The organism is Pseudidiomarina fusca, from assembly GCF_032227045.1.
Lineage (GTDB): Bacteria > Pseudomonadota > Gammaproteobacteria > Enterobacterales > Alteromonadaceae > Pseudidiomarina > Pseudidiomarina fusca.
On record NZ_JANFPJ010000101.1, the window covers coordinates 1 to 729 of the forward strand.

The window sequence follows — 729 nt, forward strand, 5'->3', positions numbered from 1 at the left end:
TCAGAGCGATTAGCCCAACAGTGATAACACTGATTGAGGTACTTGGTTCGCTTGCGCCAATACTGAGGTACCAGCCTGTTGCAAGATTTGTGAACGAGTCATGTTCGCAACTTCTACAGCGTAGTCAGCATCTTCGATACGTGAACGTGCAGCAGCCAAGTTGGTTTCGTTGGTTTGCAAGTTAGTGATTGCAGACTCGAAACGGTTTTGGATAGCACCTAGCTCAGAGCGAAGGCTATCAACAGTGTTCAATGCTGAGTCAAGAGCAGCTAAAGGATTTGCTGATGCAGTTAGTCCCGCATCTACATCCGTTTGATAGTCAGCTTCTGCAGCTGTTGCAGCAGCTGCATCAAAAGCACCTAATGCAACAACACCAGTCGCTTCATCTACGCTAGCTGTTACGTTATATAGCTTGCCATCGGTATCCTGAATGGCATATTCAGTGGTGCCGGCATTATCATAAGAACGCAATACCAGCTCATCGGTACTGGTGGCATTAAAGCCTGAAAGATCAGTTGAAGTGTATGTAACTTCTGCAGTGGTTGTTACCCCCGCAGCTTCAGTTGTGATTTCAGTAATTGGGCCAGATAAACCACCAACAGTGAAATTTTCTAAACCAAGGGTGTTCGCGTTGATCTCTTGTAGGTTCACGGTGATTTGCTCACCATCATTTGCACCAACTTGAATGGCTAACGCTTGATCTTCTTTTAATACTTTTACACCGTTGAA

1 protein-coding gene is annotated in these 729 nt (G+C 45.4%); it reads right to left on the reverse strand.

The genetic code is table 11. The annotated features are described in order from the left end of the window. Positions 1-9: 9 nt before the first annotated feature. The coding region (locus tag NOG12_RS13245; RefSeq protein WP_313933514.1) for a flagellin at positions 10-729 on the reverse strand (720 nt) is incomplete at its 5' end.